The 1164-nt window shown below is 49.1% G+C and carries 1 protein-coding gene; it reads left to right on the forward strand.

Annotated elements, in window-relative coordinates:
• On the forward strand, positions 1–1164 hold a 1164-nt coding region (locus R7Q47_RS25615; protein ID WP_318090177.1), incomplete at both ends, for a DNA gyrase subunit A.

Genomic DNA, 1164 nt, shown 5'->3' on the forward strand with positions numbered 1-1164 from the left:
TTTAGACAAGGTGATGGCTCGTCTACACATCTTGGAAGGTTTGTTGGTTGCTTACCTCAACCTAGATGAAGTGATTGAGATCATTCGTACCGAAGACGATCCAAAAGCGGTGTTGATGGAACGCTTTGGTATTACCGATATTCAAGCCGATGCGATTCTGGATACCAAACTTCGTCACCTAGCGAAGCTAGAAGAGATGAAGATCCGTGGTGAACAAGACGAACTCGAGAAAGAGCGTGAGAAGCTAGAGCAGCTGCTTGGTTCTGAGCGTCGTCTGAACACTCTGCTTAAGAAAGAAATTAAAGCAGACGCAGAGAAATACGGCGATGACCGTCGCTCTCCTTTAGTTGAACGTGCTGAAGCAAAAGCACTGACTGAGCGTGACCTAGTACCAAGTGAGCCAATTACCGTTGTTCTGTCTGAGAAAGGTTGGGTTCGTCATGCGAAAGGACACGATGTTGATGCGGAAAGCTTGAACTACAAATCAGGCGATAAATACTTGGCGCATGCGCGCGGTAAGAGCAGTCAGCCGGCGGTCTTCCTTGGCAGTGATGGTCGAAGTTACTCGCTTGAGTCGCACTCGTTGCCATCAGCACGTAGTCAAGGTGAGCCGATTACTGGTCGCTTGAACATCACGGCGGGTAGCAGTATTCGTCAGGTGATCATGAGCGAAGAAGATCAGCTATGGCTGGTGGGCTCCGATGCTGGTTACGGCTTTGTGTGTAAAGGCGCTGATTTGCTATCGAAGAACCGTAGCGGTAAAGCGTTGGTTACGTTGCCTGCAAATTCTGAAGTGATGACGCCAAAAGAAGTCGGCGATCTGGATTCGGATGAGATTCTCGCGATTACCAACCAAGGGCGTATGTTGTTGTTCCCAATTAAAGACTTGCCGCAATTAGCGAAAGGTAAAGGTAACAAGATTATCAACATCCCAGCAGCTAAAGCGAAAGAGCGTGAAGAAGTGTTGTCCCACTTAATCGCGTTGCCGCAAGGTGCTTCTTTAACCTTGTACGCTGGTAAGCGCAAGCTAGGTTTGAAACCTGCTGATCTTGAGAACTTCCGTGGTGAGCGTGGTCGCCGAGGTAGTCTGCTGCCAAGAGGCTTACAGAGAGTGACGCGAATTGACGTTGAGCTTGGTGAGTCGAGCAGCACTGAAGAATCGAT

It is taken from the genome of Vibrio sp. Vb0349 (assembly GCF_033338975.1).